Source organism: Runella sp. R5_40, assembly GCF_057652295.1.
Genome location: NZ_JBYFCH010000005.1, coordinates 310380 through 336809, shown reverse-complemented (window position 1 = coordinate 336809; position 26430 = coordinate 310380). Strand labels below are relative to the sequence as shown.

The following is a 26430-nucleotide window of genomic DNA, read 5'->3' as shown; positions in this document are numbered from 1 at the left end:
CTCAAATGAAAAGACGAATTTTTATTCAAAATGGGGCAACAGCTTTGGCAGCTTTGCCTTTGGTTACTTTTGGTTCTACTATGACTCAAACGGCCGATAAACCCGCTTGGCTCGTTGAATGGATTAAAATTTACGATGAGTCAATTGCGAACTACCGTGCTTTAAAAGTCACTGACGCCAACCATGTGTATGCGGGAGGCTACAAAGACGATACCGACATTCCTAATCCGCACACCACATGCGGTTTTCTCATAACGGCATCTATGCTGATGTCTTGTCCAGAATCCAAGCATTATCAATCGCCAGCGCTTTTAAAAGAGATAGAAGCCGCCGCACAGTGTATGTTGAAAATGCAGCATTCGGATGGTACGATTGATTTACTTTCTACGAATTTTCACTCGACGCCCGACACCGCCTTCGTATTGGAAAACATGGTACCTACGTACCGCTATTTGAAAAAAATGTCGCTCAAAGGCCGTGAAAAATCCATTGAGCTGGTCACAACATTCTTGAAAAATGCGGGAGAAGCGTTGATTGTTGGAGGTATCCATACGCCCAATCACCGCTGGGTGGTTTCGGCGGCATTGACCAAACTCAACGAACTTTTTCCAGATGTTCGTTATGTAAAACGGATTGACCAATGGTTGGCCGAACACATCGACATCGACCCCGATGGACAGTACAACGAAAAGAGCACAAATACGTATTCGCCCATTGTCAATCGGTCGTTGATTATTATGGCGAAAGGGCTGCGTAAACCCGAGTTGTTGGAGCCTGTTCGCCGCAATTTAGTGATGACGACCTACTTTGTTCATCCAAACGGTGAAGTAGTAACAGAAGCCTCAAATCGGCAAGACAAAGGGACGATTGGGAATATGTCGCGTTACTATTATTGTTACCGTTATATGGCTTTGCACGACAAAGATGGGCTGATGGCAGCCATGTGTCGTCAGATTGAACAAACCAGCACAAAAGCCCAGTTGGCGGGTTATTTAGACTATTTTCTTGAAGACCCAAGCCTTTGGGACGAACTTCCCGTTAGTAAACCCCTGCCTACGAGTTATGCCAAAGCCTTTCCGTATTCGGGCGTAGTGCGGATTCGTCGGGAGAATTGGGATGCAACCATTTTGGCAAAAAATGCCGCTTGGTTGACCTTCCACAAAGGAAATTCGGTGCTTCAGGCGATGCGAGTAGCGGCTTCTTTTTTTGGAAAAGGCCAATTCCAAACCGAAAAAATTGAACAAGAAGGAGATACTTGGGTGATGACTCAAACGTTGGATGGGCCTTATTACCAGCCAATTGCGGCAGATAAAATTGCCCCCGACGGAGATTGGGACAAAATGCCACGCGCTGATAGACCCCAAAGCGAGGTACAAAAGCTGACATCGACAGTACGTATTAAAGAAGTAGCGGGTGGCCTGGAGGTTCGGGTGGAACTGACGGGAACGGAGGGTGTACCTGTGTCGTTGGAATTGATTTTCAGGGCAGGAGGGGAATTGTCGGGGGGTGTACCGTATGCTAAACGTGCAAATGCGTATTTGTTGGAAGGAGAGCAAGGAACTTACACGTTGAACGGCGACGTCATCCGTTTTGGAAAAGGGCGAGCGGAACACAAAGGCGTTGTACTTCGCGGGGCACTGCCACCAGTGGAAGCCCCAACGGTTTATTTGACAGGTTTCACCCCATTTACGCATACCCTTAGGTTAGGATAATTGAAGTAATTTCTATCATACTAAACGCTTACACCGAATGAAAAAAGAATCAACCGTTTCGAGGAGGGAGTTTGTGGGCAAGGCTGCTTCCGTTTTGGCGGGTTTTACGATAGTGCCACGTTTTGTTTTGGGAGGAACTCGCCCCGATGGCACCAAATACATTGCGCCGAGTGATGTCATTTCGTTGGGTTTTATTGGAACAGGCAAACAAGGACGTGGGCTTACGACGTCGTTTTTGAATACCAACGAAGCACGGATTGTGGCTTTGAGCGAAGTGTATAAAGCAAAAGCCCAGCTAACCCTTGATCGAATTAAGGCGCATTATGAAAAAAACACCCAATTGGGCGCTTATTCAGAGATTCCTGTTTATGTAGATTTTCGGGAGTTGTTGGCTCGTAAAGACATCGACGCCGTGGTGATTGCGACGCCCGACCACTGGCACGCAGCTATGTCGGTGAAAGCGGCGGAAGCAGGAAAAGATATTTATTGTGAAAAACCCCTCGCCTTGACCATACGGGAAGGACGTGCGATGGTGAATGCCGCCCGCAAATACAACCGAGTGTTCCAGACGGGAAGTATGCAACGCTCATGGCCTGAGTTTCGTCAAACCGCCGAATTGGTGCGTAATGGGTACATTGGTGAAATTAAAAGTATCAAAGTAAACGTAGGGCCACCACCGAAATCGTATGATTTGTTGGCTGAAACCATTCCTGAAGGCTTGGATTGGGACAAGTGGCTAGGGCCAAACAGCCCCGTGGCGTTTAATTCAGAATTGGCCCCTCCCATTTCTAAGGATGTTTTCCCCAACTGGAGAAACTACAAGGAGTTTGGCGGAGGCATGGTGACCGACTGGGGCGCTCACATGTTTGATATTGTGCAGTGGGCGTTGGACATGGACAACAGCGGCCCCGTAGAAATAATTGCTCCCGATGGAAAAGACCACCCGTTTTTGACCTACCGCTACGCAAATGGAATTACGATGACCCACGAAAAATGGGATTGGAGCAATGCGATTCATTTTGTGGGAACGGAAGGCGAAATAAAGGTTCAGCGTAAAAAACTAGAAACAACCCCTGCATCGCTCAAAGACAAAGTAATTGGCGACACCGAAAAACACGTTTACAAGAGCGAAAACCACTACAAAGATTTCTTGGATGCCATGCGCAAACGTAGCAAGCCGATATGTGACGTTGAAATTGGTCATCGCACTTCTTCGGTTTGTAACTTGGGTAACATCGCTTACGAATTGAAGCGCCCTTTGCAATGGAATCCTAAAAAAGAGCAGTTTAAAAACGACAAAGAAGCCAACGAACTTTTGGGGCGTTCGATGCGAGCTGAGTGGGGAATAAAAATATAGAAAATTTTACTTGACTCTTACCTTACGTGATAGCCTACATTTGTACAGTCAGTCAAAATGAAGGCAGTATGATACGTTATTCGGTTAAAAAATTGGCAAAATTGGCAGGTGTGAGCGTGCGCACGCTCCATCTGTACGATGAAATTGGGCGGATTCTTGATGCACCTGGTTTCGATTTACTTACTGCGTTGGGAAACCACAAAAAAGCCCTTGAAGCCAAACAAAGCCGAATTGAGACATTGCTTTTGACGATTGACAAAACAATGTTTAATCTAAAAGAAGGTATTATGTTGAAGCACGAAGAATTGTACGAAGGATTGTCGCAAGAAACTGCCGACGCCTATCGAAAGGAAGCCATCGGTATGTATGGCACTGAAGCCGTAGAAATAGCCGAAAAATCGTTGCGGTCGTTGACCAAAACGGATTTTGAGGCGCTAAAAAGGGAAAGTTTAGAAATTGGCAGTGGACTAGCTTCCATGACGGGCAACGACCCGACGAGTGAAGTCGTTCAGCGCCAAATTGCCCGACACTATGAAATAATTCGTAAGTTCTGGGGAACATCAGGTTCGACTGACCCACAAGCAGAGGCGTATAAAGGATTAGGAGATTTGTACGTCAACGATGAGCGTTTCACTCAAATAGATGGTCAACCCAATCCTATTTTTGCGCTATTCATGCAAAAAGCGATGGCCTATTTTGCAGAAACGAAACTGGTATAAAACAAAAAACGGCGGAAACCCCGCCGTTTTTCTTATTTTGGAGGACATTTTTCTAAAGCCGCTTGGACGGTTTCTACGGTCGTAATTTCCGTTTCTTTTCCCCAAGTAGCATAAACATAGGTCATAATTTCGGCAATTTCTAACTCTTTTAAATCAGGGTTTGCAGGCATAGCTCGATTATAGCTTTTACCGTTGACGGTCATGGGTTGATGAACCCCATTTTTAATCCAGCAAATTACCTGATTCTTGTCTTTGAGGTAGTTGGTAGCGAGGGCAGGGTAGAGGTTTTCCAATCCTTTCCCGTCGCGTTGGTGGCAATTGGCACAATGCGTTTGAAACAACGTAAATCCTTCGGCTACGTATTGCTCGTGCTTTATGGCGCTTCCGCCTTGGCACGCGAGTATCAAAACCACAAGAAAACTAGCCAATAGAAGACTCAATTTCATATCAATGCTATTGTTTTTCATCTTTGTACTCTTTACGAAGGCGGTCAATGTCAGCAATTAAGCGTTGCGTGCCCGCTTCGTCGGTACCGTTGTACATGCCTCTCACGCGTTTTTGTTTGTCAACCAACACAAACGCGCCACTGTGAATATACCCACCTGGCGCAGTCGAATCGGCTCCTGCCACGACCAAGTACTGTTTTTCCCCGATTTCGTAAATTTTTTCCCGTGGCCCCGTCACAAACATCCATTGGGTGCCAGATACGCCCAAATCCTTGGCATATTCTTTCAAAACTGCGGGTGTATCGTGGTCAGGGTCAATGGTGTGCGACAAAATGGCTACTTCATTTTCTCCTTTAAATTTTTCATACACCTTCTTCATTTGCTTTTTCATGACTGGGCAAATGGTGGGGCAGGTGGTAAAAAAGAAATCTGCTACGTAAATTTTGTCGTTGAAATTTTGAGCGCTAACGGTATCGCCTTCTTGGTTGACAAATTTAAAATCGGGGATGGTATGGTAAACCGTATCAACGACTTCTTTCCCATCCACCATTTTTTTCACTGTGTCGCGTTCCCCCAAAATTGGTAAACGTTCGGACGACCCCCCACAACTCCAAAGCGAGAACAAGGCTAGTACTATGATTAATTTGTTCATTTTCCTAAGAAGGTCTTGGCTTTGTCCATTCCTTCGCGCATTTTGTCGCGGACAGTGTTGATTTTTGTTTTTTCGGCACTCATGGCTTTGATGGCTTCTTCGCTGCCTAAGGCTTTGAGCGAATCGCCACGGTAATCGTGCATCCAATCCATCATCCCTTTATCGGCTTCTTGGAGCGTAGTGCTGATGGCCAAGGCTTCGTCTTTACGTTTTTGAAGGCTATCGTTTGACTTGATTTTCAGGAGGCTATCCAATTTGGTAATCTCGATTGACAGGCCATTTTTGTATTCCATGAGTTGCGACATTTGGGGCATGATTTCGTCATGAATCGCAAATACTTCTTTTTCAGCGTTTTCAACGGCGGCCTTATCTTGCCCACAAGAAGTCATAAGAGCTACGCAACACACTGCAATAAGTTTTATTTTCATTTTTCAGTTGGTTTAATGAATAAAATTGTATGAATCTCAAAGTCGGTTAGAATAAAATCAATCTAGCCTTTTTGGCGTTGAGTTACTTGCGTTTGGAGCATTTCGCGCGCATTTTGAACGATGGCTTCGCTTGGTTTTAGTCCCCCAATCATCTGAGCAATTTCTTGAACGCGTTCTTCAAAGGTTAATTTTTTGATTCGGCTGACGGTTTTTTCGGCTGAATTATCTTTATAGACAAAATAATGGGCATGGCCGTAAGTAGCGATTTGGTGCAAATGTGAAATAGCAATCACTTGGTGATTTTGGGCAATATCATTCATCATTTGACCCATTTTAATGGCAATTTCGCCCGAAACACCCGTGTCAATTTCGTCAAAAATAATGGTAGGGAGTTTGCGTTTGGTGGCTAAAATATACTTGATAACCATCATCAAACGTGAAAATTCCCCTCCCGATGCCACGTTCTTGAGCTGTTGTGGTTTAATACCTTTGTTGGCACTGAACAAGAAGTCAACATCGTCGATGCCATCTTCAGTCGGCTCGATGAGGGTCTGTTGGATGTGCAACGTGGCGTTCGGCATACCGAGATCAAGCAAGTATTTTTTTACTTCTTTTTCAACGGGTGCAATGGCCACTTTACGCGAATTAGAAAGTTTATCGGCACTTTTTTGGAGCTTTGCCTTGGTCTTCTCCACAGCCGTATGGGCTTTTGCAATGTCTTCGTCAAGGTTGAGAACGCGGCTTACTTTTACCTCCAATTCGTCCCGAATCGCGATGAGTTCCGCCAAGGTTTTTACTTGGTGTTTTTGCTGAAGATGATAAAACAGATTCAGGCGTTCACGTACATCTTCGGCGCGCGCATCGTCAATTTCAACGTTATCTTGTTCGTCACTAATTTCAGAAGCCAAGTCTTTTAGCTCAATGTACGCACTTTGCGTCCGTTCGCGAAGTTGTTCGTATTGAGGCGCAAATTTACTGATGGAATTGAGGCTACTAACGGCGTTTTTGAGCAGAGAAAGGGCCGATTGTTCGGGATTATCGAGGTAATCGTTGGCCAATTGAAGGCGCTCTTTTACGTCGGCTGCATTTTCAAGAATGGTTAATTCTTGCTCCAATTGCTCTTGTTCTTCGGCTTGAAGCTGGGCTTTGTCCAACTCATCAAACAAAAATTGATTGTAATCAGACTCTTTACGAAGCTGTGCTGCTTCCGATTTGAGCCGTTCGAGGACTTGCGTTGCTTTACGGTACGCCTGATAATCCGTGTGGTACTGACGAAGGATGGATTCGTTTTGGGCGTAGGTATCAACGATTTGCAACTGAAACTCATTCGAGCCCAACAGTAAAGTATCATGTTGCGAATGAATGTCCATCAATTGCCCCGTAATTCGGCGGAGCGTCTCTAGGTTGACGGGGGTATCGTTGATAAATGCCCGCGACTTTCCCGACGGGCTTATTTCCCGTCGAACGAGGCAAGTGGTCGAAAAATCAAGCTCTTCTTCTTCAAACAGATGCTCAATAAAGTACCCATTTAAGTCGAAAGTACCTTCAATGACACATTTTAAGGAAGGGTTGTACAGCACTTTGGTATCAGCACGGCTACCGAGCAATAAACCAATGGCACCCAACATGATTGATTTTCCTGCTCCTGTTTCCCCCGTAATAATATTGAGTTGAGAATCAGGAGTCAGTTCCAGATGTTCAATTAAGGCGTAATTTTTAATCAGCAAATGAGCAAGCATACAGCATATCTCGGTTGAACCGCCGCGAAGTTAGTCAACTATTCAACAAAAAGGAATGCCTTTGGGTTTGGAACTACTCAAAAAGTAGCTGATTTGTCATAAATTACCGATTCGATTTGCGTAAAAGCCAGTTGATGAGCGTGTTTTCGGAAATCCCGTAAAACAAAGAAGGTATTTTCGATGCGTTCACATTGCCCATAAAATGTTTGATTGCTTTTTAAAACAACATTGACCGTTTTCCCGATAAGCTCATTGGCGTGAGCGGGCAGATCATTCAGCGGAATTTTAACCAATCGTTTGCTCATTAGCGCATCAATTTACGGTACATTTCGGTTTTGGCAGGGTCGAGTTGTGAAAGAATTGCAAATGCTTTCTGTCGGTCTTCTTTACTAGCTTCTGCCATGATTTTGTAAATTTCTTCGCCTTTGGCATCGAAGAGCGTGTTGATATACACTGCGCCTGGCATTCCTTTGCTTGCTTGTTGGACGGCATTCAACAGGTTCATCACTTGTTGACGAGCGGCAACGGGGTTTTCGGTAAATTTATCCAACCCTGTTCGATGATAAGCGTACATAGATTCACGAACAGGAAGCATGATTTGATTATTAAAATTATCGATTAACCAATACCGATTCCGTCGGTCACCTCCTGTAGAGTTCCAGCCTGCGGGTGCGCCTGCGGGGCTAACTCCCGCCGCTAGGTTTGCCGTTTGTAGGGCTTTTTGTAGGTAAGGATTTCCGCCAAGTTTACTAAAAGAATCATAGTCAACGGCTAAAATTAGGTACGCATAAAACGCCAATGTCTGGGTTAATTCATCACTGTAAGTGTTTTCATTATAGTACATTGGGTTGCTTGGTAAGTAGCTAAAATTAAAATTACGATCAATGAAATTTAAAATAACACTTTCGTAATTAGTGCCATACACGGGGCGGGTTGCTACCACTTGGGCGGTGCCTTCATAAATCCCTTGGGCGGGTGAGCGAACAAGGTTGATGTTGATTTTACAGTTAATGCGTTCCTCTGGGTTGTAGTTGTCGTTGGTCCAGCGGCGGGCATTGATAAAATCCGCAATCACCGAACGAAGCTGATTGAGGTTGCTGTTGTCGGTGTTTTGCTGAGAAACAAGTTGATTGAAATTAAGCGTTACAGTGCAGTTAAGTTCTTGCGCTTCTGCTGATTGGGTAGATATAAAGGCGCATAAAGCAACCAACAACAACCAGCTATATTTCTTAATCATATTCATAAAGGCTATCATCAATAGTTGAATCACTGAAATTTCGAGTACTAAATTAGGACAACAATTTTGATACCACAAGTGCTAAAATATCCTGGGCTACTTCATTTTTAGACTTTAGCTCAAATTGATGCACGGTGGCGTCTGATTCAATAACGGTTATTTTATTGGTATCGTATGCAAAGCCCGCTCCTTTGTCGTTGAGGGAGTTGAGTACAATCAGGTCAAGGTTTTTGGAGGCTAATTTGCCAAGTGCATTTTCAAATTCGTTGTCGGTTTCTAAGGCAAAACCAACCATAAGTTGATGGGACTTTTTTTGACGACCAAGCGTAGCCGCAATGTCAACGGTTTTGGTTAGTTCAATCGAAAAATGAGTTTCCTTTTTCTTGATTTTCCTGTTCGCAGGCTGGGCAGGTGTGTAATCTGCAACCGCAGCAGACAAAATGATAATATCGGCAGCGGGAAACTGACCAGCCGTTGCTTCGTACATTTCTTGTGCCGATTTCACCTTAATGACATTGATAGATGAATCGTCTAAGGTTTGATTGGTGGGGCCACTCACCAACGTGACGTCAGCTCCCGCAAATGCAAACGCTTGAGCAATCGAATACCCCATTTTTCCCGTTGAATGGTTGCTAATGTAGCGTACGGGATCAATGGGTTCTTGGGTAGGGCCAGCAGTAATAAGTACTTTTTTTGCCTTTAAAACGGGCTGTACCGAAAAATGCTTTTCAAGAGCAGTGATGATATGTTCTGGCTCGGCCATTCTGCCAGTACCAACAAGCCCACTGGCCAACTCACCATGTTCGGCTTGGATAAGATGGTTGCCAAACGCTTGCAGGGTTTCTAGGTTCTTTTGAGTAGAGCCATGCTGATACATATCTAAATCCATGGCTGGGGCGAAAAAAACGGGACAACGTGCCGATAAATAAACGGCTGTTAGCAGGTCGTCGCACAGCCCAGTGGCGCATTTTGAAAGGGTGTGTGCCGTAGCGGGGGCAACAACTACGGCGTCGGCCCAAAGTCCTAAATCGACGTGGTTATTCCATTCGCCTGCTTCATTTTGTACAAACTCACTCAGCGCAGGCCGTTTGGATAACGTGGCCAAAGTAAGGGGCGTGATAAATGATTGGGCGGCGTTGGTCATGATTACTTGGACTTCAGCGCCTGCTTTAATCAGCAACCGAACAAGTAGGGCACTTTTGTAAGCAGCGATGCTGCCCGTAACCCCAACGATAATTTTTTTGTTTTGTAAGATAGACATAGAGGCTGTTGAGAAAAACAAAGAAAGCCGCACAAATCTAAGGATTGGTGCGGCTTTTTACTACGTATTTTTCAGATGTTTGTTATTTAGCGTCGTCTTCGTCGTTTGCACGCCAGTACAACTTATCTTCCATGAACTCTTCGATGGCGATGCTCGTAGGTTTTGGCTGACGCTCATAAAACTTAGAGATTTCGATTTGCTCACGGTTTTCAAACACTTCTTCAAGGTTGTCGATGCCAGATGCAAACTCAGCCAATTTGTTGTTGAGTTCTTCTTTTGTTTTAGAAGCAATCTGACGCGCACGACGAGAAATAATTGATACCGACTCGTACAAGTTGCCAGTTTTGGCGGCAAGTTTATCGGAGTCGCGTGTTATGATAGAAGGTGAAGCTGCCATATATATTAATTGTTACAGATGAATTACTTGTTTTGTGGTGTCGTTGACGACGGTGTTGAGAGCTTTCCAGTGTTGGACGGAACGGCGTCTTTGGCGGCCTCCTTAGCGGCTTTTTCTGCGTCTAAAATCGTCGCTAATTCCTTTTGGGTACTTTCGTAGAAGCGTTCTGCCTGACGTACAAACTTACTTTTGGGATACTTATCCAGGAAAGCAAGGTAGTATTTGTTTACATCTTGGTAGCGTTCCTTTTGTTTTTCAGCAAAACTCAATTTGGCAAGTTTGTACTGAGCATCAACCCGCAGGTAAGAAAGTTCTTCGTTGTATTTAGAATCTGGAAATTCTTTTTGGTAATTGTTGATTGTTACAACTGCCGAACGGAAGTTCGCGATATTGGCTTCACTTGTTTGGTAGTAAAGCTTTGCTTTTTCGTAGGCTTTCTTCTCCAACTTATCCCGAAGCTCTAGGATAAGCCCCGTACATTCTTCACGAAAAGCACTTTCAGGGTAAGTATTAATAAAATCCTGAAGGGCCGCAATTGCCGTTAAAGTACTGGTTTGATCTAAGTTGAAATTAGGAGAATCTTTGTAGAGCGAGTAAGCGTGCATGTACAACGACTCTTGGGCGTATTCGCTTCGTTGGAATGTCTCATAAAAGTTTTTGAACAAAAACTGAGACATGTTATAATTGGCTTGCTTAAAATTACAATACGCATTGTAAAACTGAGCAAGTTCAGCTTGTCTAGCATCTTTCCCATTGAGAAGGGGAGTGATTTCTTCAAAAAGAAGACCAGCATGATAATAATCCGCCTTTTTATAATATTGGAGAGCGGCCTCGTATTTTTGTTCGAGGGTTCCTTCTTTTTGAAGTTTTGAAAACTTACTGCACGAACCCAAAACGAGGGTAGTTAAGAAGAGCAGTGTATATCCGAATAGGGTCTTACGCATAGCAGGCACAAAAATACAAAAATAGCTTTATATCTCCCAACGAAATATAAAGCTATAAAAGTATGCTTTTGTATAGAATTCGATACTAATGGCGAATCAATAATTTTTTTGTTGCAGTTGCTTTTCCTTCGAGGAGTAAGCGGTAAAAATAAACACCCGTTGGCATTTCGCGAGTTGAGATACGAAGCTGACGGTCGTTTTTGTCTAATTCGTACTCTGCCACACTGTTACCAATCACGTTAAAGAGCGTAATTTTAGCTGGCCCTGTTAATCCTGAAATTTGATAATCAATTTCGGTATAATCATTGGCAGGATTAGGATACGCATTTAAAACACGGATTTTATCACTCAAAAAAAGCAAATCTTCCGACTTCGTTTCATCAAGTGAAGGGCGTGAATCGGTAGCGATAAAGCTTGCAGACTCCTTGGTTGTACGGTTTTTATTAACAGTTGCGCTGCCAGTTGTTGTGGGTGTATTAAGCATTACCGAACGATAATAGGCATTAATAGCCGCACTTGGGCGTAACTTGATACTTCTATCGAGCGAACTTGGAATCTTCGTTAAAGTTGCCGCAGTGCTTTCTGCGGGCTTTTTACCAATATTCAATCGGCTTTTGTTTCGATTGGCATCGGTTTGGGCGAATACATTACTAAGCGTCAGTAAACTGAAGCAAGTGAGCAATGTATATGTAAGTATAGTTTTCTTCATAGCTGATCTTGGACGAAATGAGCATAGTGTCGGCTCTAATGGTTGGACAAAAATATATTGAAATTAATTGAAAATCAAAAAATGGAACTTAAAATGTTGTTAAAAATTATTTTGCGGTTGTACAATATATACGACGAAAAAACGTAAAAAAGTTTCACTCTTTTCTAAAGTTTTTTTGACTTTGCTTTGACTTTCGGTTTTACCCCACCTTTGTTTACCGTTGTCTTGGGTTTTTCGGGGGCTTTTTCTACCGCTTTGACAACCGTGGGCGGGTTAGGTTTAAAGTTAGCCCTAGAAAAAATTTCTTCTTTTGTTGGTTTTTCTTTGTCTCTCCAGCTAAAACCTTCTAGTTGTTTTTCGTCACCTTTTATGTTTTGTGGTGGAATAAACCGCCCTTCGGGCTGTCCAACAAATTGTATTCGCTTTACTTGATTTTGTTTGAAATTGAGGGTCATTTTGGCGCACTCTACGCGGTTCATCCCCATGGGCTTCATGGCGTCGTCGGCTACAAAATAGACGCTTTCCCCGTTGCCCTCTACAAACACTTTTTGTAATCGAGTACTGTCATCAAAAGAAGCAGTAATTCGCCTGCCTTTGACTTGGTTAAAATTAAGCAATGTATCCCGAGCAATGACAAACGATTTTGCCTTCAAATACATCGTTCTCAGCTTTTGATCTACCAGTTGTGCAATGATGGAGTCGGCCTCCATTTGGTATTGTTTAGACCAAATTATTGGCTTCTTTAAAAAAGTGATATTTGAGTCTAATGAATTGTAAATCAAAGAGTCACACTTGCTTTGTAAATCTCTTTTGTACAACAAAACATTTTTATAACCAATCAATTGCCGCGGTTTTTGTTCGTTTGTCGAATCACTTTCAACGTTTTTTTGTCTTAGGTTCTGCCGCTTTGATTTTTGGGTAAGCGAGTCAGACTTAATTTCAATGGAATACAGCGTGTCGGCGGTCATAAACAACGTATCTTTGGAGATAACGGTGCGCGTGAGGGCGTGTCCCCATACCTTTGACTTACCAAGTTTTCCATCGTATTGCCCAAAATCGCCGTTCAAAATGGTTTCGTCGTTTTTGGCTACTAACTCTACTTTGCCTTTGGCAAATCCCCGTTTGTTGAGGTTATCAAACGTTAATGAGTCGCCAGTGAGGGTATAGTCAGGGTTGTTGATGGTGGTTCTTGTTCGGAAAATCGACGCGCCTGTCTCGGTGTTATAAGAACCATTTTTAGCAACAACTGTTCCGTCTTTGCTCACAACTTTTGTCAAACTCCTAAAGTCAGCAATTTTTGTTAGCGAGTTATAAACAAGTGTATCGGTAGTGAGGGTATATTTTTTGTTGACCAGCTTCACGTCTCGGTAATAGGTCGAGATTTTTGTTCTGGTGTCGTAATACCCCTGCTTACTTGTTAACGTATTTTCGGCATCTACTGTTTTTCCACGGTTGGGATAAAATGCAATGCCGCTTGCCATGTCATACTCAATTCGATTGGACGTAAGGGTACGTTTTTGGTCTTTAAGTGTTACTGTTTTCCCCGAAACTTTTGCCAAACGGCTATTACCGTAGTAAAACAAGGTATCTCCCGTGACCGTTACCGTATCGCCTTGTACAATTTTCACATTACCGTAGGCTTCAAGTGCATTTGATAACACATTGTGAATGGCCAAATTACAGTGCATGATGGCCCCCTTGTGTTGGAAAGTTACTTTGCCTTTCACTCGACGAACCTCATTGCCGTCTGTTTGTTTATAAAAAGTAATGCTATCGGCACCTAATAAAAATACCTTCTCTTCACCTGCAACCGCTGGGGTTGGGCGTTGGGCGTTGGTTTGTAAGGTAAAAAGTAAACCCATGAGAACTACGAGGTATTTTACTCGTAATACGCACAAAAGCCCTTGAGGGTTGCAATGAAATAAACGATTATTTGAAAAAATCATGGGCCGCGAAAAACTGGTCAGTTTAATGTACTGAATTAGAGAATGTGCAAAATTAACTAAAAACGGTTTGGCCTTCCATTCTTAACATACATTAACGAAAACAAGAAAGCCAACAGTCTGTTCTGCACTTCGACTGTTGGCTTCGAAAACTCTTAATCTGATGATTAAAACGAGGGGGCTTTCAAACGCAGACCTAAGTCTTCGGAAAGGCCAAAGAGAAGGTTCATGTTTTGGACTGCTTGCCCTGATGCTCCTTTGGTAAGGTTGTCTATTTCGCTCGTTATCAGTAGGTTATTGTCGTGTTTTTGCAGTTGAATCAAACACTTGTTGGTATTCACTACTTGCTTCAAATCAATGTCTTGGGTCGTTACGTGTGTAAACGGATGCGAGGCATAAAACGATTGATAAAGTGCAACGGCTTCTTCCAATGTACCTGTAAAATGTGTGTAAACATTGGCCATGATACCACGGGTAAAATCGCCACGGTAAGGAATAAAATTGACTTCTTTGTCAAAACCTTCTTGCAAACTCGCCAAGCTCATTTTGATTTCTTTGAGGTGTTGGTGCGTAAAGGCTTTGTAAATCGAAATGTTGTTGTTACGCCACGAAAAGTGTGTGGTAGCACTCAACGACTGCCCAGCGCCTGTAGAGCCCGTGATGGCGCTTACGTGGATGTCGTTCGTAAGCAACCCCGCCGCTGCCAGTGGGAGCAAGGCAAGCTCGATACTTGTTGCAAAACAACCTGGGTTAGCGATTTTGGTCGCCGTTTTGATTTGTTCCCGCTGAAGCTCAGGCAAACCATAGACAAAGCCATTGGACTGGTCACGAAAGTCGGTACTGAGGTCAATGATTTTGACCGTTGCTGGAACGGCATATTCTGTCAAAAACTTTTTCGATTCGTTGTGCCCCGAACAAAGAAAAATAACATTTAGTCCTTCAAGTTGGAGCAAACTGGCAATGTCTTCGCCCGAAAAAGTCAATTCGGTGTCGCCCAATAAATCGGTATGGGTAGCATAAACGGGCTTGCCCGCTTGGCTTTTAGAATGTGCCCAGCGAATATCTGCGTGGGGGTGATTGACTAAAATACGGAGCAGTTCGCCGCCTGTATAGCCTGCCGCCCCGACGATTCCTATTTGTATCATTGGTGGATGGTGAGTTTGAACTTCATCGAACATTACTTCGCTGCTTGCATTTCCTTTTGGAGCCGCTTCGTAAGGGCCAAGCCTACTTCGTCGATTTGAGCAGCCATGATTTCATCGCCAGTGGCATTGCGTAACGTATCAGCTACACAGCCAAGCATTTCGATGCAAAAACGTTTCATTTCAAACACTTCCATTTCTTTGGTCCAAAGCGGAATGAACAACGTTCCTTTGTGGAATTGATCCCACACACCTACTGCAATGGCTTTGGTTTCTTCTAACCCTTCGTTGGGGTTGTCGGTTGCCTCCCAATATATTTTTTCTGGGATTCTTTCAGCGTCTTGTTCAATGGTGAACCTAATTTCTTTTTGTGACATGCGGAGGATGAACTTATTTTGGGGGCGTAAAATTACGTAAAATTGGTAAAGAAAAGGTGTTGATAGTTGCCTACCAACACCTTTGGGAACGCAAAAACGTTCATTTAGATTCCTTTAATTGACCGATAAGGAGGTACTTTCCTTTTTTTCTTCGGGCAAAATAAACTGCATTGGATTTTTGACTTTCTCAGGCAACAAAGCAATCGCTAATACATCTTGAACCGTGTCCACGTAATGGAACGTCAGGTTTTTGATGTAACTAGCATTGATCTCTTCGACATCTTTGCGGTTTTTTGAACACATAATAATGTCTTTGATGCCCGCGCGGCCAGCGGCCAATATTTTTTCTTTGATACCTCCCACGGGCAATACTTTGCCACGAAGGGTGATTTCGCCTGTCATAGCCAAATGTGGCATAATGCGACGTTGGGTGAAAATCGACGCAATTGACGTCAGCATCGTGATACCCGCCGAAGGGCCATCTTTTGGCACCGCTCCCGCAGGAATGTGGATGTGAAGGTCGTAATTATGGAAAATACGGTAGTCGATGGCCAAGTCGTCCGAATGGGCTTTGAGGTAAGAAAGCGCCGTAATGGCCGATTCTTTCATGACATCCCCGAGCTGCCCAGAAAGGGTTAATCCTCCTTTTCCTCGGCTCAAACTTGATTCAATAAACAAGATTTCGCCCCCAACCGACGTCCATGCCAAGCCCGTCACGATACCTGCGGTGTCATTGCCTTGGTAAGAATCTTTGTCAAATATTTCGGCACCTAACCATTTTTCAATGTGCTCGGCCTTGATTGTTTTTGGGTATTCTTCTTCAAGCGCAATCGACTTGGCAATCTTACGAACGAGTGTGCCGATTTTTTGTTCGAGGTTACGTACTCCCGATTCACGGGTATAGTTTTCGATTACTTTTACCAATGCCTTGTCGTCAACCGAAAACGATTTGTTGTCTAAACCGTGGTCTTTGCGTTGTTTTGGAACAAGGTATTTTTTGGCAATCTGCAATTTTTCTTCTACCGTATAGCCTGTCAACTCAATGATTTCCATGCGGTCGCGAAGGGCGGGATGAATGCTTTCCAAAGAGTTGGCAGTGGCAACAAACATCACTCGCGACAAATCGTATTCTACCTCTAAGTAGTTGTCGTTGAAGGCGTTGTTTTGTTCAGGGTCGAGCACTTCAAGCAAAGCCGAAGCTGGGTCGCCACGGAAATTAGAGCTCACTTTGTCTATTTCGTCCAAGATAAAAACGGGGTTAGAAGAACCCGATTTTTTGATATTTTGGATGATTTTGCCTGGCATTGCCCCGATGTATGTTTTACGGTGCCCACGGATTTCGGCTTCGTCGTGCAAACCACCCAATGCCATACGGATGTACTTACGTCCGAGGGCTTTGGCGACTGATTTTCCTAACGACGTTTTACCTACCCCTGGAGGGCCGTACAAACACAAAATAGGTGCTTTGAGGCTATTTTTAAGTTTAAGAACGGCAAGGTATTCGATGATACGCTCTTTGACCTTTTCTAGGCCAAAGTGGTCAGCATCAAGGATTTTTTGTGCTCTCTTTAAGTCAAAATTGTCTTTTGTATATTCGCCCCATGGCAAATCAACCATCAATTCGAGGTAGTTGAGTGTCACGGGGTAATCAGGTGCCATTGGATTGATACGCTGGAGCTTTTGTGCCTCTTTGTCAAAGTGTTTTTTGGCATTTTCTGGCCATTTTTTCTTTGAGGCGCGAAAACGGATGTCTTCTAGCTCGCGTTCGGGAGTTTCCATGCCTAGCTCATCTTGCAATACTTTGATTTGCTGACGCAAGAAATAGTCGCGTTGTTGTTGGTCAATGTCCGAACTAGCCTTCGACTGAATGTCGCGTTTTAGTTCGAGCATTTGAATCTCACGCATCATCAGCTCAAGCAACTTGACGGCTTGTTCGGAGATGGTAGCTTTTTCAAGCAAGTCTTGTTTTTCGGCTACTTCGGCATTGAGATTTGACGACAAGAAGTGGGTCAAAAACGTTGGACTTTCTATGTTGTCCAAAGCGATACGCGCTTCTTGAGGAATATCTGGATTGAGACGAAGAATTCTATGAGCGGAGTCGCGGAGCGACTGAATGAGGGCTTTTGACTCTTTTTTGTTTTGATTGGGAAAGTAATCTTCGATGGGAGATACTTTGGCAATCATATAAGGTTCTTCGCGAACGTAATCACTAACCCTAAAACGTTGGCGTCCTTGTAAAATAATTGTGGTGTTACCATCGGGAAGGGTAATCATTTTGATGATGTAGCCCATCGTCCCAATGTCGTACAAATCAGTACTAACGGGTTCGGCTTTATCCTGATTTTTTTGGGCAATGACCCCAATAATTCGGTCGCCTTTGTACGCCTTTTTAACCAAACGAATGGATTTTTGGCGTCCGACTGTCACAGGGATGACCATGCCAGGGAACAAAACGGTATTCCTAAGGGGAAGAATGGCTAGTTCATCGGGCATTTCAATCGGCTCATCGTCGCCTTCTGGACCTCCAAGGGGAAGTATTTCGAGGTTATCAATGTCTGATTCCGCCAACATGAGTCGAGTATATAGTTCGTTTGGGTCAATTTTCATGATTGGGCTGTCATTTTGACAGTGCTTATTTAAAAACTTAAAATAACAAAATTTTAACGATTTTTTAGCTATGCTAAGGGCAGGAGAAATGAAATCAATTGTTTGTTAGACGGAAACTAATAAAAATGTATTGGTGCAAAGTGAAAAATTTTGTTATTCTAACTACTTAAGCAAGTACTAATACTGAGTATTTTTTCCACAAAACTACTTAAATGTTTTCAGGCGTAAGTAAAAGTCTGTTGACGTTAACCAATACAATTAACTGTGCGTAAGTATTGGTCGAAATAAAAGCCCCCGGAAGTCCGAGGGCTTTCGTTGTACGCTACTATGAGGAAGCTCCTGATTACATCATGCCACCCATGCCACCACCGTGACCATGAGCACCTGCACCTGCGCCAGCGCTTTCTTCTGGTTCGTCAGCAATCATACACTCAGTTGTCAACAACAAACCTGCGATAGACGCAGCGTTTTCAAGTGCCAAACGAGTTACTTTCTTAGGGTCGATGATACCTGCTGCGAAAAGATCTTCGTAAGTGTCGTTTTTGGCGTTATATCCAAAACCGCCTTTTTCGTCTTTGATACGGTTGATTACCACCGAACCTTCGCCACCTGCGTTGGCAACGATGGTACGAAGTGGAGACTCCAACGCTTGACGAATGATGTTGATACCCGTTACTTCGTCGTCGTTAGCACCTTGAACGGCATCCAACGCAGAGATTGCACGGATAAGCGCAACACCACCACCAGTTACGATACCTTCTTCAACCGCAGCGCGAGTTGCGTGAAGGGCGTCATCTACGCGGTCTTTCTTTTCTTTCATTTCAACTTCCGTAGCCGCACCGATATAAAGGATAGCTACGCCACCTGACAATTTCGCCAAACGCTCTTGCAATTTTTCGCGATCGTAGTCAGAAGTTGTATTTTCGATTTGTGATTTAATTTGGTTAACACGGGCCTTGATTTGCTCTTGGTCACCAGAACCGTTCACAATCGTTGAGTTATCTTTGTCGATGATGATTTTTTCGCAGTGGCCTAGGTAAGAAAGGTCAGCGTTTTCCAATTTGAAACCACGCTCTTCGGCGATAACAGTACCACCCGTCAAGATTGCGATGTCTTCCAACATGGCTTTACGACGGTCGCCAAAACCTGGCGCTTTTACCGCACACACTTTCAAGGCACCACGGATTTTGTTCACTACCAATGTTGCAAGCGCTTCGCCATCTACGTCTTCAGCGATGATCAACAATGGACGGCCAGTTTGAGCAACACCTTCCAATACAGGTAACAATTCTTTCATTGAAGATACTTTCTTCTCAGAAATCAAGATGAAAGGTTTCTCCAATTCGGCTTCCATTTTTTCCGCGTTTGTCACGAAATATGGTGACAAATAACCACGGTCAAACTGCATACCTTCTACTGTTTTTACTTCCGTTTCAGTACCGCGAGCTTCTTCAACTGTGATTACGCCTTCAGTACCTACTTTTTTCATGGCGTCAGCAATCATGTTACCGATTTCTTCGTCATGGTTAGCTGAGATAGTAGCAACTTGAGCGATTTTGCTGAAGTCGTCGCCTACTGTTTGCGCTTGAGCAGCAAGGTTGGCAGTTACGGCCAAAACAGCTTTGTCGATACCACGCTTCAAATCCATTGGGTTTGCACCAGCAGCTACGTTTTTAGAACCGATAGCATAAATCGCTTGTGCCAATACGGTCGCAGTTGTTGTTCCGTCACCCGCTGCATCAGCAGTTTTAGAAGCAACTTCTTTCACGAGTTGAGCACCCATGTTTTCCATCGCATCTTTCAATTCGATTTCTTTCGCTACTGTTACACCGTCTTTAGTGATAGCTGGTGAACCGAATTTTTTGTCGATGATAACGTTACGGCCTTTAGGTCCGAGGGTTACTTTTACTGCATTTGCAAGCGTATCAACACCTTTTTTGATTTTGTCGCGTGCTTCTGTATCGAAGAATATTTTCTTTGCCATTTTTTTTAAATTTGAAAATTATGGAATTTGGAAATTTGAAAATAGAGCAACTGAAAACTGGGCTGATATATAGTATCAAATTACCGAATTATCAAATTGCCACATTTGCATTGATTTAGATAATAGCGAAAATGTCAGATTCGCGCATGATGAGGTACTCTTGGCCTTCAACGGCGATTTCAGTGCCCGCATATTTACCGTACAAAATAGTATCTCCTACTTTTACTGTTAGGGGCTCGTCTTTTTTACCTGGGCCTACTGCTACTACAGTACCACGTTGTGGTTTTTCTTTTGCAGTGTCTGGAATGATGATACCAAATGCAGTTTTTTCTTCGGCAGGTGCAGTTTGCACTAGAACGCGATCAGCTAATGGTTTAACTTTTACTTCTGACATGATTATCAGGGGTTTTGATGGTTTTACAACTATTGGAACTTAGTACTAAGTTTTGTCGTCTCTTTTTAACTCATTTTCTATGCCAGCTCAAAAATTGAATTATAGTCTGACATTTTTTCAGTTTTTGTAGTAAAGACATGGGAAAGTCTGACATTATCAAAATAATCATTGGGGATTCGCAAAAATACCTTTGATATTATTTGGTTGTGCTGCTTTTTTTTGTAATTTGGGACAGTCGAAGGAAGAGGTGGTAGATAAGATGCAAAGACCATTTTTCCTCTTGATATGCACAGGTTTCCGAATGTTTTCAACCACTGAAAGTTTTAAGACATGAGAAAATTGAATCATAACTGGCTCACGGAAGGATTGATAGACTTTGAGTATAAAAAATACGTGTTAAAGGCTTATTTACAGGGAGTTAATTCGCAGTTTGATGAGCACAAACTGTATCCGTATTTGCCCGAGGTTGAAAAACATTTTAAACTTTCGGCGCAGTTGAGGCAGTCAAAAAAGCAATTTTTAGCCTCTTTCCGAAAGCGTATTGTGGGGGTAGATGTACAAAAAATGGAATTTTTGTATGAACAAGTGGCACAGAGTGAAGAAATGACCGAAATTGACAGCATTTTAGAGTATTCTCTGCCACTTTTTCAGAAAACGCTGACACGCGGACAAGACCAATCCGAAGACATTGCCTCGAAATTGGTATTTACCCCCGTAGGTATCATGCCCTTGTATTTGAAAGAAGGGTATCTGTTTATTTACCGAACAACCCAGAAAGCAACCGATATTTTTCAATACAACGTACGTTTGTTTGAGAGCAGTGAGGAGCAGACTATCAAAACGAAGTACATTGAGTCGGTGCCAAAGAACGTGGCAAACACCTTTGAAAATCTCAAGTTGACCCTTATCCAAAAGCGCCGCGAATTGCCCAATCCTGCCACTTATTTGGTCGAATCGCCCATTGATTACCCCGTGCAGGAAACGCTTTTGCCTTTGGCCAAACAAATGGTGTATCGGGTGGTTTGCCAGCCAGAAAAATCGGCCTAACTAAGCCCTCTTACAAACCGTCGGACTGATTCCATAAAAATAGGTTCGAGGTTGGGAAGTTGCGGACGAGGCTGCGTGACAATCGAAATGAGTAAGAAGCCGTAAGTCAAGCACCACCACTCGTAAAAAGTCTTGGAAACCGCATCCGCAGACCTTGGGCGGATTTGGGCCAGTGCTTCCCAAACGGGATGGGTGTTGAGTTTGGCAAATTCTGCTTGATAGACCTGTTTTGAAAGACAGTTGGCGCCGTCTATGTTAAACATGACCTGAAACACCTCCGTTTGTTCTATGGCAAAGCGCCACTGGATTTGGGCAAACTCCATTAGTAGTTTTTCGGGACTTCGGTACAGGGTCTTTAATTTTTGCAATTCTTCGTGCAGTGCCGCAAAGCCATCGTTGCGGATGGTTTCTAAAATTTTATCCTTGTTGTCGAAATATTCGTAGAGCATCGGTGGGCTGTATTCAATCACATCGGCGATTTTACGGATAGAGACTGCTGCCCAACTTTCTTCACGCGCAATGTCCCTAGCGGTTTTTAAAATATCAGCGCGTAATTGCTTTTTCATGCGCTCACGACGTTCCACAATGCCCATTTTGACGTTAGATTTCTATTAGAATTTTCGTACTTGGAACACTTTACAGTGTTAAATATTCTACAATTAATAACTTCGGGCATGGAAATCCAAATCAATGGGCATAAAAAAAGCCTCGTAATGGCTTGATTACGAGGCTTAATATGTCGAATATAGTCGCGATTAAAGCGATTCGAGCGTGGCTTTGATGGCACCGAAGTCAGGCAAATTACCCGCACTTTCGAGGACTTCGGCGTATTGGATGGTGCCGTCCTTGTCGATCACAAAAGCAGCGCGTTTTGCGACGCCATTCATGCCAAAAACAAAGTTTTCGCAGAAAACACCGTAGTCTTGAATCATTTTTTTGTTGAAATCCGACAACAAATCGAAGGTGTAATTTTGCTCAGAACGGAATTTGCCCAAGCTGAAAATGGAGTCAATAGACACTCCTAAAACTTCGGCATTGAGGCGTGTGTAGTACTCAATGTTGTCGCGCATGGTGCAGAGTTGGGTAGTACAAACCCCCGTGAAAGCCAATGGAAAAAAATGGATAATGAGGTTTTTACCTTTAAAATCTTCGAGAGAAACCTCTTTTTTCTCTGTATTGAAAAGTTTGAAATCGGGAGCTTTGTCGCCTTTTTGTAATGACATGGTGATATATTTTTTGATTTGTTTCGGCAAAAATAGAAATACCCTTTGAAAACTTGACAAATGCGTAAATGTTCGTAATTATGCCAAAAAATTAGCTTTATACTAAACACCAACCATTTACAAAAAATGCAGACCATTTGGGGAATAGACCTTGGCGGAACAAAAATCGAAGGCGTTGTATTGTCATCACCTTCTCCCGACTCAGTTGTGATTCGTAAACGTATTGATACAGAAGCACATAAAGGGTATGCGCACATCGCCAGTCAGATTGTTAGGCTTGTCAGAGAACTCGAAGCCGAGACGGGTTATAAGGCGGAAAAAATAGGCGTAGGTACGCCAGGGACGGTTGAGCCTTCGACGGGGTTAATGAAAAATTGCAACACAACTTGTTTGAACGATATGCCTTTGCGTAGCGATTTGATGAGCATGTTGGGAATACCTGTGGAGATAGCCAACGATGCCAATTGTTTTGCACTTGCGGAGGCAGTTATGGGGATTGTGCCTGATGTCGTTCCAACGTTTAACTGTGTTTTTGGCGTCATCATGGGAACAGGTGTTGGTGGTGGTGTGGTTTTGAAAGGAAAAGACGGCCAAGCATTTGTGCTAAACGGTGTCCAAGGAATAGGAGGAGAGTGGGGGCATAATGAATTGGAACCCAACGGAGACGACTGTTATTGCGGCAAAAAAGGCTGCGTAGAACAAGTGCTTTCGGGGCCTGCTTTACAGCGTTTTTATGCTAAAATTAGTGGTGAACAAATCACGATGAAGGAGATTATGAAACGCTACGAAGCGGGGAATGACCCGTACGCTGCCCAGACTATCGACCGAATGTTGGAGTACTTTGGCAAGGCGGTGTCGGTATTGATGAATATTTTGGATCCCGATGCCATTGTACTTGGTGGTGGGGTTGGAAACATTGATTTGTTATACACCGAAGGGGTTGAACGGGCAAAAAAATATATTTTCAACAGCGGAAGAGTCGAAACCAAAATACTTCGACCCAAGTTAGGAGATAGTGCAGGGGTATTTGGCGCGGCCATGCTCGTTAGCTAATTGCAACAACACTCTCAAAAATAGCGTAGTAGAAAAGTAAAAGAAACAAGATGAATTATTGGTTGGTCAAATCAGAGCCCTTTGTGTATAGTTGGAATGATTTTGTAACGGCAGGAAAAAGTGTGTGGGATGGCGTGCGTAATTACCAAGCCCGCAACAACCTCCAAGCCATGAAAGAAGGTGATTGGGTTCTGTTTTATCATAGCAATGAGGGCATGGAAGTGGTAGGCATTGCTCAGGTATTGAAGGAAGCATATCCTGACCCTACAACCGACGACCCGCGCTGGGTGGTCGTGGAGCTTGTGCCTGTTCAGCCTTTGGCCAAACCCGTGACATTGAAGCAAATTAAAGCAGATAATAGATTGGATCAAATAGCGTTAATTAGGCAATCTCGATTGTCGGTAATGCCTATCCGACCCGAAGAGTTTGATGTCATACTAAGTTTAAGCCAAAATGAAAGCACATAAAAAAACGTCCATTGTGGACAACCCAAAATGGGTTTTTAGCATAGTTCTGATTGCGCTCTTGGGAGCACTTCTGTCGGGAGTTCAAGCCCAAACGATAAAACGCGTGGAGTTGCCAGTGGTGGGAACGAGCGAGTCGTATCATACGATTTCGTTGGGCGCGCGCGGAGTGATTTTAGTGTCACAAATCGCGAAAAATGCCTTTAATCTCCAGAAACTAAACTCAAATTTAGATCGGGATTGGAGTATAAATGGAACAATTGAGGATAACCTCGACTTTGTCAAGTCGTCGTTTGATGGCCAATCGGTGTATTTGCTGTTTACCCGTAGCCGTACCGATTTTTACCAAGTCGTTAAAGTAGGTTTGGCGGGGTATATGGAGACATTCTATCTGTCGTCGGTCGATAAGTTTCAAATTACCGATTTTCAAACCCTGGGTTATTCGGTCTTTATGGCAGGTACGGTTCGTGACGAACCCATGCTTTTATATACCAATTTAGCTTCAAAGCAGAGTAAAGTATTGGCAGGCGTGACCCAAGCAAACACTGTGATTCAATCGGTAGATGTGGATACGCTCCATCATTTGGTCAATGTTTGCTATGCCGCTCGCAAGGGAAAGGAAATCAAGATTATTTCTCGAACGTTTGACGAATACGGTCAAGCCGTAGGACAAGTGACAATCAGCCCCGAACCCGATTATTCGTTATTGAACGGTCGGTTGTTTATGCTCAACGACTCAACCAAACTGATGATTGGGACGTATGGCTTCCGCAATATGCAAGGCAACAACAACAGCGCTTCTCAGGGCTTATTTTTGAGTAAAATTGTCTATGATGAAGTCGAATTTACGCAGTACCATAGCTTTACCGATTTCAAAAATTTCTTCAATTTTATGTCGGAGCGGGAGCAAGAGCGAATGCAACGAAAGATTGAGCGGAAACGTGAAAATGGCGACGATGTGAAGCTGAACTACCGCTTGTTGGTACACGACATCATTGAACAAAATGGCAATTACCTGATTTCGGGAGAAATATTTTACCCCGAATACAAAAACAATAACATCGGCCCCTACGGCACGAGCTCGTGGTGGGGCTCACCAATGATGTATGGTGGAATGGGAATGTATCCGACGATGGGGCTTTTGAATCCGTTTTATTGGGATCCTTGGTACGGAGCTCGTCGGATGAATAATGGCCAGATTTTCAATGGATTTGTTTATACCCATGCCATCGTGGCAGGTTTTACGGCCAAAGGCGATTTGATTTGGGATAACTCGTTGCCTTTTGAGAACGTTCGTAGCATGGAACTCAAGGAAAAAATGCGCATTAAACCCAACGACGACAAAACGGTTTCGATGTTTTACAGCAGCCGTGGTGCCATCAAAGCCAAAGTTTTTGACCGTGATAAAGTGCTTGAAGACCTTCGTCCGATTCCTATCATGACGGCTGATTTGGGAGATAAAGTACGTCAAACATCAACCGATGAGGTGGTGTATTGGTATGATAACTTCTACTTGGCTTTTGGTTATCAGCGAATTACGGGTGACGACGGCCGCCGAAACGTGTTTTATTTGAATAAGATTTCGTTTTAATTTTTTTGGATAAATAACAAAGTAACTCTGCAACGGAATGAAAAATTTCGGTTTGCAGAGTTACTTTTGTGTTTGAATCATCCTAAAAAGCCCTCTGTACAATGGGCTGACGACTAGTATATGCAACTTCTGACTCCTCTTCACTGGAAAGAATACGAACTGATTGACAGCGGAAATTTTGAAAAATTAGAACGCTTTGGGGCGTATGTGTTGGCACGGCCAGAGCCACAGGCCATTTGGGATAAATCCCTTTCTGATCATGAATGGAAACAAATGGCGCAGGCAACTTTTCTGCGTGACAAAGGTTCGCCAGAAAAAGGAGTGTGGAAACTTGCGCCCAATATGCCCGAAAAATGGTGGACGCAGTACCGCCACGGCGGATTAAATTTGCGTTTAAAGTGCTCGCTTACTTCCTTCAAACACGTTGGGATTTTTCCCGAGCAAGCAGCCAATTGGGACTATTTAGATACCAAACTTCGAGCCATGAAGGTGGAGCGCCCAACGGTGCTCAATTTGTTTGCTTACACAGGGGCAGCTTCGGTGGCGGCTCGCCAAGCTGGTGCCGACGTAACGCACGTTGATTCGGTAAAGCCCGTGGTGACGTGGGCGCGTGAAAACATGGAAGGCAGCGAAACGGACAACATTCGTTGGATGGTGGAAGATGCCTTTAAGTTTGTGCAACGGGAAGTGCGCCGTGGTAAAAAATACAATGGCCTGATTTTGGACCCACCCGCTTATGGTCGCGGCCCTTCGGGAGAAAAATGGGTATTGGAAGAACAATTGAACGATTTGCTGAAATCGTGCGCAGAATTGCTGGATAACCAAGATTTCGTTTTTATTTTAAACTTATACTCGCTCGGTTTTTCGGCGTTGATGGCCGAAAACTTGGTACTTGATAGTTTTGGGGACGTTCCTAATGCGGAAAGCGGTGAACTCTTTTTGCCTGACCGTGCCAAACGGAAGCTGCCTTTGGGTATTTTTTATCGTTTTGCGAGTGTGTAAAA

Annotated in this window: 26 protein-coding genes; 8 read left to right on the top strand and 18 right to left on the bottom strand. The window is 43.6% G+C overall.

Features of this window, described 5'->3' with window-relative positions:
- Window positions 1-5: 5 nt before the first annotated feature.
- The 3 genes from AC23N5_RS12610 (at window position 6) to AC23N5_RS12600 (ending at window position 3788) form a co-directional block, all read left to right on the top strand.
- A complete protein-coding gene (locus tag AC23N5_RS12610; protein WP_487755864.1) occupies window positions 6-1712 on the top strand; it encodes a hypothetical protein in 1707 nt (568 codons plus the stop codon).
- Between the two features lie 37 nt (window positions 1713-1749).
- On the top strand, window positions 1750-3069 hold the full coding sequence (locus tag AC23N5_RS12605) for a Gfo/Idh/MocA family protein (protein ID WP_487755863.1): 1320 nt from the start codon (window positions 1750-1752) through the stop codon (window positions 3067-3069).
- Between the two features lie 68 nt (window positions 3070-3137).
- A complete protein-coding gene (locus AC23N5_RS12600; protein WP_487755862.1) occupies window positions 3138-3788 on the top strand; it encodes a MerR family transcriptional regulator in 651 nt (216 codons plus the stop codon).
- A 32-nt stretch (window positions 3789-3820) separates the two neighbouring features.
- On the opposite strand, the gene AC23N5_RS12595 is transcribed toward AC23N5_RS12600, so the two are convergent.
- The 16 genes from AC23N5_RS12595 to AC23N5_RS12520 form a co-directional block, all read right to left on the bottom strand.
- The gene (locus AC23N5_RS12595; protein WP_229601375.1) at window positions 3821-4255 is read right to left on the bottom strand and encodes a c-type cytochrome; all 435 of its coding nucleotides are present in this window, start codon (window positions 4253-4255) and stop codon (window positions 3821-3823) included.
- Window positions 4242-4886 (bottom strand): SCO family protein, encoded by a 645-nt coding sequence (locus AC23N5_RS12590; RefSeq protein WP_487755861.1) that lies wholly within the window; start codon window positions 4884-4886, stop codon window positions 4242-4244. Before AC23N5_RS12590 ends, AC23N5_RS12595 begins: the two co-directional genes overlap by 14 nt.
- Window positions 4883-5314 (bottom strand): hypothetical protein, encoded by a 432-nt coding sequence (locus tag AC23N5_RS12585; protein ID WP_487755860.1) that lies wholly within the window; start codon window positions 5312-5314, stop codon window positions 4883-4885. Before AC23N5_RS12585 ends, AC23N5_RS12590 begins: the two co-directional genes overlap by 4 nt.
- Window positions 5315-5376: 62 nt before the next feature.
- A complete protein-coding gene (gene recN / locus AC23N5_RS12580; RefSeq protein ID WP_183975922.1) occupies window positions 5377-7053 on the bottom strand; it encodes a DNA repair protein RecN in 1677 nt (558 codons plus the stop codon).
- Window positions 7054-7130: 77 nt separating this feature from the next.
- Window positions 7131-7358 (bottom strand): hypothetical protein, encoded by a 228-nt coding sequence (locus tag AC23N5_RS12575; RefSeq protein WP_487755859.1) that lies wholly within the window; start codon window positions 7356-7358, stop codon window positions 7131-7133.
- A complete protein-coding gene (porD, locus tag AC23N5_RS12570) occupies window positions 7358-8290 on the bottom strand; it encodes a type IX secretion system protein PorD (RefSeq protein WP_487755858.1) in 933 nt (310 codons plus the stop codon). Before porD ends, AC23N5_RS12575 begins: the two co-directional genes overlap by 1 nt.
- Before the next feature lie 52 nt (window positions 8291-8342).
- Entirely contained in the window at window positions 8343-9551 is a 1209-nt protein-coding gene (gene coaBC / locus AC23N5_RS12565) for a bifunctional phosphopantothenoylcysteine decarboxylase/phosphopantothenate--cysteine ligase CoaBC (RefSeq protein ID WP_487755857.1), read from the bottom strand.
- A gap of 82 nt (window positions 9552-9633) precedes the next feature.
- The gene (locus AC23N5_RS12560) at window positions 9634-9948 is read right to left on the bottom strand and encodes a DNA-directed RNA polymerase subunit omega (RefSeq protein WP_028524748.1); all 315 of its coding nucleotides are present in this window, start codon (window positions 9946-9948) and stop codon (window positions 9634-9636) included.
- 23 nt (window positions 9949-9971) lie between these two features.
- Window positions 9972-10892 (bottom strand): outer membrane protein assembly factor BamD, encoded by a 921-nt coding sequence (locus AC23N5_RS12555; protein ID WP_487755856.1) that lies wholly within the window; start codon window positions 10890-10892, stop codon window positions 9972-9974.
- A gap of 85 nt (window positions 10893-10977) precedes the next feature.
- A complete protein-coding gene (locus AC23N5_RS12550; protein WP_183975932.1) occupies window positions 10978-11601 on the bottom strand; it encodes a T9SS type A sorting domain-containing protein in 624 nt (207 codons plus the stop codon).
- Between the two features lie 164 nt (window positions 11602-11765).
- A complete protein-coding gene (locus AC23N5_RS12545; protein ID WP_487755855.1) occupies window positions 11766-13463 on the bottom strand; it encodes an OstA-like protein in 1698 nt (565 codons plus the stop codon).
- A 248-nt stretch (window positions 13464-13711) separates the two neighbouring features.
- Window positions 13712-14689: an N-acetyl-gamma-glutamyl-phosphate reductase gene (argC, locus tag AC23N5_RS12540; RefSeq protein ID WP_487755854.1), complete on the bottom strand. Its 978-nt coding sequence runs from the start codon at window positions 14687-14689 to the stop codon at window positions 13712-13714.
- A gap of 32 nt (window positions 14690-14721) precedes the next feature.
- Window positions 14722-15063: a gliding motility protein GldC gene (gene gldC / locus AC23N5_RS12535; protein ID WP_183975938.1), complete on the bottom strand. Its 342-nt coding sequence runs from the start codon at window positions 15061-15063 to the stop codon at window positions 14722-14724.
- 114 nt (window positions 15064-15177) lie between these two features.
- Window positions 15178-17670, bottom strand: coding sequence for an endopeptidase La (gene lon / locus AC23N5_RS12530; protein WP_487755853.1), 2493 nt, complete (start codon window positions 17668-17670; stop codon window positions 15178-15180).
- A 343-nt stretch (window positions 17671-18013) separates the two neighbouring features.
- Window positions 18014-19654: a chaperonin GroEL gene (gene groL / locus AC23N5_RS12525; protein WP_183975942.1), complete on the bottom strand. Its 1641-nt coding sequence runs from the start codon at window positions 19652-19654 to the stop codon at window positions 18014-18016.
- Window positions 19655-19769: 115 nt separating this feature from the next.
- On the bottom strand, window positions 19770-20048 hold the full coding sequence (locus AC23N5_RS12520; RefSeq protein ID WP_157607636.1) for a co-chaperone GroES: 279 nt from the start codon (window positions 20046-20048) through the stop codon (window positions 19770-19772).
- Window positions 20049-20378: 330 nt separating this feature from the next.
- Here AC23N5_RS12520 and AC23N5_RS12515 point away from each other — a divergent pair, with 330 nt between their 5' ends.
- Complete coding sequence (locus tag AC23N5_RS12515; protein WP_487755852.1) at window positions 20379-21095, top strand: hypothetical protein; 717 nt, start codon at window positions 20379-20381, stop codon at window positions 21093-21095.
- On the opposite strand, the gene AC23N5_RS12510 is transcribed toward AC23N5_RS12515, so the two are convergent.
- The gene (locus AC23N5_RS12510; RefSeq protein ID WP_487755851.1) at window positions 21092-21661 is read right to left on the bottom strand and encodes a TetR/AcrR family transcriptional regulator; all 570 of its coding nucleotides are present in this window, start codon (window positions 21659-21661) and stop codon (window positions 21092-21094) included. The genes AC23N5_RS12515 and AC23N5_RS12510 overlap by 4 nt on opposite strands.
- A gap of 189 nt (window positions 21662-21850) precedes the next feature.
- Window positions 21851-22318: a redoxin domain-containing protein gene (locus AC23N5_RS12505; RefSeq protein ID WP_122929933.1), complete on the bottom strand. Its 468-nt coding sequence runs from the start codon at window positions 22316-22318 to the stop codon at window positions 21851-21853.
- A gap of 126 nt (window positions 22319-22444) precedes the next feature.
- On the opposite strand from AC23N5_RS12505, the gene AC23N5_RS12500 reads away from it, so the two are divergent.
- The 4 genes from AC23N5_RS12500 (at window position 22445) to AC23N5_RS12485 (ending at window position 26428) form a co-directional block, all read left to right on the top strand.
- Window positions 22445-23371 (top strand): ROK family protein, encoded by a 927-nt coding sequence (locus AC23N5_RS12500; RefSeq protein WP_183975950.1) that lies wholly within the window; start codon window positions 22445-22447, stop codon window positions 23369-23371.
- Between the two features lie 50 nt (window positions 23372-23421).
- Complete coding sequence (locus AC23N5_RS12495; RefSeq protein ID WP_183975952.1) at window positions 23422-23838, top strand: EVE domain-containing protein; 417 nt, start codon at window positions 23422-23424, stop codon at window positions 23836-23838.
- Window positions 23825-25426, top strand: coding sequence for a hypothetical protein (locus AC23N5_RS12490; RefSeq protein WP_487755850.1), 1602 nt, complete (start codon window positions 23825-23827; stop codon window positions 25424-25426). The genes AC23N5_RS12495 and AC23N5_RS12490 overlap by 14 nt, the downstream gene beginning before the upstream one ends.
- 120 nt (window positions 25427-25546) lie before the next feature.
- The gene (locus AC23N5_RS12485) at window positions 25547-26428 is read left to right on the top strand and encodes a class I SAM-dependent methyltransferase (protein WP_183976240.1); all 882 of its coding nucleotides are present in this window, start codon (window positions 25547-25549) and stop codon (window positions 26426-26428) included.
- Window positions 26429-26430 lie beyond the last annotated feature (2 nt).